Origin of the sequence: Halorubrum xinjiangense (genome assembly GCF_900102375.1) — an archaeon.
GTDB lineage: Archaea > Halobacteriota > Halobacteria > Halobacteriales > Haloferacaceae > Halorubrum > Halorubrum xinjiangense.
On record NZ_FNBO01000019.1, the window covers coordinates 42,421 to 48,733 of the forward strand.

6 protein-coding genes and 1 pseudogene are annotated in these 6,313 nt (G+C 71.1%); 2 read left to right on the forward strand and 5 right to left on the reverse strand.

All coding sequences use genetic code 11. The features are described 5' to 3' along the window. Positions 1–88 precede the first annotated feature (88 nt). The 3 genes from F3H13_RS15410 to F3H13_RS15420 form a co-directional block, all read right to left on the reverse strand. Entirely contained in the window at positions 89–1,093 is a 1,005-nt protein-coding gene (locus F3H13_RS15410; RefSeq protein ID WP_149799888.1) for a transcriptional regulator TbsP domain-containing protein, read from the reverse strand. An 87-nt stretch (positions 1,094–1,180) separates the two neighbouring features. Then, positions 1,181–1,921 carry a methyltransferase domain-containing protein gene (locus F3H13_RS15415; RefSeq protein WP_149799890.1) on the reverse strand — a complete coding sequence of 247 codons (741 nt, stop codon included), beginning with the start codon at positions 1,919–1,921 and terminating at the stop codon, positions 1,181–1,183. After that, complete coding sequence (locus F3H13_RS15420; protein ID WP_149799891.1) at positions 1,918–2,331, reverse strand: nascent polypeptide-associated complex protein; 414 nt, start codon at positions 2,329–2,331, stop codon at positions 1,918–1,920. The genes F3H13_RS15415 and F3H13_RS15420 overlap by 4 nt, the downstream gene beginning before the upstream one ends. 212 nt (positions 2,332–2,543) lie before the next feature. On the opposite strand from F3H13_RS15420, the gene F3H13_RS15425 reads away from it, so the two are divergent. After that, positions 2,544–3,335, forward strand: coding sequence for a creatininase family protein (locus F3H13_RS15425; protein ID WP_149799892.1), 792 nt, complete (start codon positions 2,544–2,546; stop codon positions 3,333–3,335). Here F3H13_RS15425 and F3H13_RS15430 read toward each other — a convergent pair. Both F3H13_RS15430 and folP read right to left on the reverse strand, forming a co-directional pair. Next, the gene (locus tag F3H13_RS15430) at positions 3,332–4,057 is read right to left on the reverse strand and encodes a 6-hydroxymethylpterin diphosphokinase MptE-like protein (RefSeq protein ID WP_149799893.1); all 726 of its coding nucleotides are present in this window, start codon (positions 4,055–4,057) and stop codon (positions 3,332–3,334) included. The genes F3H13_RS15425 and F3H13_RS15430 overlap by 4 nt on opposite strands. Before the next feature lie 162 nt (positions 4,058–4,219). Continuing rightward, positions 4,220–5,500 (reverse strand): dihydropteroate synthase, encoded by a 1,281-nt coding sequence (folP, locus tag F3H13_RS15435; RefSeq protein WP_188128089.1) that lies wholly within the window; start codon positions 5,498–5,500, stop codon positions 4,220–4,222. Positions 5,501–6,018: 518 nt separating this feature from the next. Between folP and F3H13_RS15440 the strand changes: the two are divergent. After that, positions 6,019–6,313 (forward strand): annotated as a pseudogene (locus tag F3H13_RS15440) (IS6 family transposase); the annotation flags it as partial.

The following is a 6,313-nucleotide window of genomic DNA, read 5'->3' on the forward strand; positions in this document are numbered from 1 at the left end:
GTGTGGGGGCGCCGCCGCGAGTTAGTTCTTGTCACGTGGGACTGACGGGCCGATCCGGGGACCCCGGAGGCGAATCGAGTCCGGGGAGTCACCAGCGGCGACGCTCCCACACGGGCCGCCGTCCCCCACGGCTCGCGTCGTCTCGGACCCGCCCGTCCGCGTCGGTCGGCAGCGCGAACCGGCCTTGGAGCACGCTCGGTACCTCCTCGGCCCGGGCGCGCAACAGCGCGTCGTCGACCGCGCGGAGGCGGAGCATCGGCCGCCCCGGCCCCATCGGCACCTTGATCGACTCGATCAGCCCCCGGTCGACGAGCGCCTGTCGGTCGCCGGTGAACTCCTGTGCCGGGGCGATCCCGACGCCGTCGGTCCCGACCCACCTCCGCAGGTCCCGGAAGAGGAGGTCGTGTCGCGCCCCGAGCGCGACGAGCAGCGTCCGGTCTGTCACCTCGGTCGTGCGTCCGAACTCGCCGGAATCGAGCGACGCCAGCACGGTCGCTAAGTCGTCCGCGAACCGGTCGTCGAGGACCTCGCGCGCGGCGGCGAGCAGTCGAGTCCGCGAGGGCATCCCGACGGTCTCCGACGACGCCGCGTCGAACCGCGACTCGACCGTCGCGCGGGCGCCGTTGACCGCCTCCGCATCGGTGTCGACCGCCTCCGCGTCTGTACTGGCCGCCGTCGTCGCGAGCGTCCGGTCCCCCCGGGGTCCGACGACGGCGTCGACGCGGTCGGGGCTCGCGAACACCGTCCCGCCCGTCCCGTGGCCGAGCGGCTCGCCGATCCGGATCCGTAGCTCGCCGTTCTCGACCGCCTCTGCGACCGCGGTGCCGAGGACGAGCGCGCGGGAGAGCGCGTCGACGACGCCCGGGCGACAGGCGATCTGCCACGGCGGGCCCGACGAGCGCTCGCGCGCGGCGAGCACGGACGGCAACAGCCGGATCGGCACGCCGACCGCGACGACCGCGGATCGGCCCGTCAGCGCGGCCTCGACCGCGTCGGCGAGCGGGTCGTCGGGTCGGGGGAGGACGTCGGCGACTTCGGAGCCACCGCTGGCGGCGTCGGAGACGTTCTCGGTGCCGGCATCGTCCGCGGTCACACCGATCGCTGACAGCCGCGACCAGAAAGAACGTTGCGCCGGTCCGGGCGGAGGCCGCGAGGAGAGGAAAGCGTCGGGGCGCCGAACTCAGGGCGCTCGCCCGAACACGAGGTACCCAGTGTGGCCCACGCCCGCGGTGGAGGGGCGGGAGCCGCGGTCGGAGAAGTCCATCTCGCGCTGGATCGTTTCGAGGGTCTCGACCTCGCTGAATCCGGCCTCGCGGGCCGCGAGCGCCGCCTCGCGCGTCCCCTCGACGAACGGGGAGTAGACGGCGAGGCGGCCGCCGGGCGCGAGCAGGTCGTCCGCGCGCTCGACGACCGCCGGGGCGTCGCCGGTGTCGAGCGTGAGGACGTCGAACGGCTCGCCCTCGGCGAGCGCGTCCAGCTCGTCGGTGAGGTCGCCGGTGCGGACCTCGACGCGGTCGGCGACGCCCGCGGTCGTCATGTTCTCGCGAGCGACATCGGCGAACTCGGCGTCGACCTCGTACGTCGTCACGTCGGCGCCGGCCCGGCCGAGGTACGCGGCGAGGATGCCCGTGCCGGTGCCGGCGTCGAGGACGCGGTCGCCGCCGGACGCGCCGGTGTGACCCAGCACGAGCCCCACGTCGCGCGGCATCATCGGGGCGCCGGTGCGTTCGAGGTGGTTGAACAGGTCGGGGCCGCGGAGCGCGCGGACCTCGAAGACGGTGCCGAGGTGGGTCTCGACCTCGTCGCCGGCCGCGACGTCTTCGGGGACCTCGAGCACGCCGAGGTCGGTCCCGAACTCCTCGCCGGGCTCAAGCAGGTACTCGCGGTCCTCGTGGACGAGCAGGTACGCGGCGTCCGTCACTGCAGGTCCGAGATCGCTCGCGCGGGCTCGCCGTTGGCCGCCTCTAAGGCTTCGCGGGCGGCCTCCTTCGAGACGCCGGCCTGCTGGGCGACCAGTTTCACGTCCTCCTCGGGGATGCCCTCGTCGCCGTCGTCCGCGTCGTCGAGCGCCGGGTCGTCCGCGTCGCCGCCCTCGACCGCGGTCGCGCCACCCGCGCCCGCGTCGGCCACCTCGTCGGGGGAGCCGACGATCTGGTAGGTCTCCTGGCCTTGGGCGTCCATCTTGGTGACCTGGGCGCCGTCGAAGACGAGGTCGTCGCCGTCGGCCGTCTCGATGACGACCCGCTCGGCGTCGAGCTCCTCGACGTCGATCCCCATCTGTTTCATCATCTGTTTCATCTTTCGCGGGTTCATGCCGCCGCCTCCGAACATGGTCAGCGCTTCGGCCGGACGACACAAAAAGGGTGTCGACACAGGGCGAGCGGCCGGGGCTCCGCGGGGGCTCGCGCCTCGACTGCGGCGAGGTCCGCGCGCTCGACGGCGACGCGGATCGGCGCTCGACGGCGGCGAGGTCCGGCGCGTCCGATGCCGGCGAACCGGACCGCGACGACGGGGTTGATACGTGTCGCGCGCGAGGCGGAGGTATGTACATCGCGGACCACACTTGGCCGGAGCTGGGCGACGCGCTGTCCCCCGGATCCGTCGCGCTCGTCCCGCTCGGCTCGACCGAACAGCACGGCCCGCACCTCCCGCTCGCGACCGACCACCTGATCGCGGAGGGACTCGCGACGGCGGCCGCCGAGCGCTCCGATGCGTTCCGGACGCCGACGATCACCGTCGGCGTCAGCCCACACCACCGACAGTTCCCGGGGACGATGTGGGTTGACCCGCCCGAGTTCCGCGACTACGTCGAGTCGTTCGCGCGGAACCTCGCGTACCACGGCATCGACCGCGTGGTGTTCGTCAACGCCCACGGCGGTAACGTCCAGCACCTCCGCGAGGTCGGCCGCCGGCTCCACGAGGACGAGGTCGCCTACGCCGTCGAGTGGATGTGGGACGAGTCGATCCCGGAGTTAGTCGACGACCTCTTCGAGCGCAACGGCCCCCACGCGGGCCCCAAGGAAACTGCGATGATCACCCACCTCGCGCCCGACCTCGTCCGCGAGGACCGGCTCGAAGACGCCCGCGACGGCGGACTCGTCGACCTCGACGACGCCGACACGATGGTCCACGGGGCTCGCACCTTCTACGACGCGGTCGACAACTCCGCGAACGGCGCGTTCGGCGACCCGACCGACGTGACCCCGGAGAAGAGCGAGCGCTTGTTCGAGGCCGCCGCGGACCAGCTCGTCCAGCTGGCGGAGTGGATCGGCGACCGCGACGAGAGCGAGCTGTTCCCGGAGCCTCGGGTCGAGCGAAAAATCGAGAGCCGCTAACCGTCGGCGGAGCCCGATTCAGACGTTTCCCCGAAAATCTCGCTCAGGGCAGCGTCCGCCGCCTCGCGGCGTCCGTCCAGAATCTCGAACTCCTCGTCGCGCCGGCGTTCGAGCCAGCGCAGCAGCCGCGCGGCCCAGTCGAGCTTCCGCGCCTTCATCGGGTCGACGTCGGGGTCGTCGAACTCCCAGCCCGGGAAGACGAGGTCGCCGGCCCCGACGTGGTCGGCGAGGAACGCGGCGCGGTCGCCGTCGGTGAACCCGCCGGTGTTCCGGACCGGGCCGACCGGGGCCGCCTGCGTCGTCGCAAGCGTCCACTCGTCGGCGAAGCGCGGGAGCCACTCGCGGACCGCCGGGACGTTGTCGCCGTGGGCGTGGGCGGCGACGGGGACGCCGTCGCGGGTCAGCGCCGCCGCAGTCTCCGGGTTCTTGTCGAGGTCGGTCACCATACAGTCGACGGCGACGCCGCGGTCGGCGAGGACGTCGACGGCAGTCGAGGCCGCGACGACGACGTCGGCGTCGCGGGCGAGCGCGACCTCGTCGGCGAGGCAGGGCGCCGCGCCCGCGACGGCGACGGTCCGGCCCTCCCAGTCGCCGAGGCGGTCGAGCGGGAACGGCGTGGCGAGGTCGGCGGCGACGTCGCGGGCGCGCTCGTCGGCCGCGCGGTCGAACCCGAAGTCGGTGAGGATCGCCTCGTAGACCGGTTCGAAGGCCGGGAAGTTCACGGGGAGATCACGCTCGGAACGGACGTCACGCGAGTCGCCGAACGGCGCCGCCGCTGTTCGGGCGAATTATGGTATGGACCGGAGTGGCACAGAGTACCCCTACCCGCGTGCCCCTCCGGCGTCCGGTCGATCGGTTGTCTACACGAGGGCATAAACTTTCTCTTAACTCACGTATCGGTCGATTTCCGCGATCGCAGCGTCGAGCGGCTCCGAAACGCCGGATACCGCCTCTCTCACCGAATTGATCGCGGCGGGCGTCCCGATCAGGAGTCCGCGGCGGTCGCTCGCGTCGCCGTCGCCGAGCGGCGCCTCGCCCCCGGTGTCGCCGGTACCGCCGTCGGTCGCCGAGGGAGCCGTCTGCGCCCCGGCGCGGTCCGGGTCGCCGAGCGCGAAGGTCGCGCCGACCGCGTCGCCGCCGACGGTCGCGGCGCGTAACGCGCCGACTGCGGGGTCGTCGAGCCCGGAGAGCTCGTAGGTGCGGACGACCGCGTTTCCGGCGGCGGCGCGCCCGCCGTCGGTCCCCTCGGGCGCCTCGGGCGCGCCGATCCGGTTGAGATGGCGCTCGGCCTCGCGGACCGTCGTCACGTCGAGCTCCTCGGCCGCGACGGCGCCGGAGTCGCCGGGGCGGTGGCGGTCGCGCGCGAACTCGGCGCCGATCAAGGCGGCGTCCCGGGTCTCGGCCACGTCGTGGGTGCGGATCACGTGGGCGCCGCGCTCGACCGCCATCGACGTGGCGGCGAGCGAGACGGGGAGCGCCTCCTCGGTGCTCCGACCCGCGATGGTCCTGAGGAAGCTCTTGCGGTTGATCGAGACGAGCAGGGGGCGGCCGTACCCGCGGAACTCCCGCAGCCGGTGGAACGTCTCGCGGTCGTCTTCGTGGGTCTTCGCCGCCGACCAGCCGCCGAACGCGGGGTCGAGGATGGTCTTGTCGGTAAACCCGTTCATCGACAGGGCCTCGTAGATGTCGTCGACGTCCTCGATGGCGCCCGGTCGCTCGAGGTCCGGCGGCGAGGCCATCTTCGAGACCGCCACGTCGTGTTCACGGCAGACGCGGGGCATCTCGGGGTCGGCGAAGCCGCAGATATCGTTGACCATGTCGAAGCCGCGCGAGAGCGCCTCGTCGGCGACCTCGTGATAGCGCGTCTCGATCGACCAGACGGCGTCGCCAGAAGTCGATTCGAGCGTCTCGACGGCGGTGTCGAGCCGGTCCAGCTCCTGTTCGGCAGAGAGCACGTCGAGGTCCTTGTTCGCCGATTCGAGGCCCACGTCGACGATGTCGGCGCCCTCGCCGATCAGCTCCTCGTCGACGTACCGAGCCGCCTCGCCCGGGTCGTCGTACACGCTCGGGTCGTACGGTGACTCCTCGGAGACGTTGAGCACGCCCATGATCCGGGGCGGGTGGTCGTCGCCGATCCCCAGCCCTGCGGCGTCCACATTTCGCATACGATCAACACGGGCGCGAGCGATATAAACGGGACGAGTACCCGACGCGTTCGCCGGGGAACCGACCGCACGATCGTTTATAAATGGTCCGCGGTGCGGTGGCGCGGCGGCAGTGCGGCGGCGCGTGCCTGCGAGCGGCCGCCATCGGCGGCCGCGAGGAGCACCGCGCGAGGGAGTCAGTCGCCGGAGCGAAGCGGAGGCGACTGACGAGGCTGGGGAGGCGTGAGGCGCGGTTGCGGGCGGGACTCAAAGGGGCAGCCGCGAGGGCGAAGCACGACGACGCAAGGACCGCAAGGAGGGAGCGCCAGCGACTGACTGAGGACCGCAGCGAGTCGCGCGAGTCCTCGCGGCTGGGGCTTTGGCGGTGTTCGCCATTGATCCGTCAGCGATTGTTTATAAACGGATGGCTGCGACTTTGGAAGTGCTCGTCGTCGATCCGTCAACAGCCATTTATAAACAGGCGGACGGCCAGACGCGGTGTTAAGTTAAGAATGAGGCGGGACGAGGATTCAGTGCCTATGCCGAAAACCGCCCGCCTCACCGAGTCTACCGAGTGGATCGACTTGGGGTTTGTGGAGCGAGAACGGACACCCCGCGAGATCATTGAAAAGGGTATTCGCCACCATCTCGCTGGACTATCACTTTCGAATACAGTTATTCTTCTTGAGGAGTTGGGTGTCGATCGAAGTCGTGTTGCTGTTCACAATTGGGTACAGAAAGCCGATCTACAGCCAGCTGACGGTGAGAGCCCGGATCGCGTTGCGGTCGATCAGAAAGCGATCCGGATCAACGACGAGCAGTACTGGCTGTACG

Coding starts and splice junctions, on each gene's coding strand:
- F3H13_RS15420 (WP_149799891.1), bottom strand. CDS start 2,331: ATGTTCGGAGGCGGCGGCATGAACCCGCGAAAGATGAAACAGATGATG.
- F3H13_RS15425 (WP_149799892.1), top strand. CDS start 2,544: ATGTACATCGCGGACCACACTTGGCCGGAGCTGGGCGACGCGCTGTCC.
- folP (WP_188128089.1), bottom strand. CDS start 5,500: ATGCGAAATGTGGACGCCGCAGGGCTGGGGATCGGCGACGACCACCCG.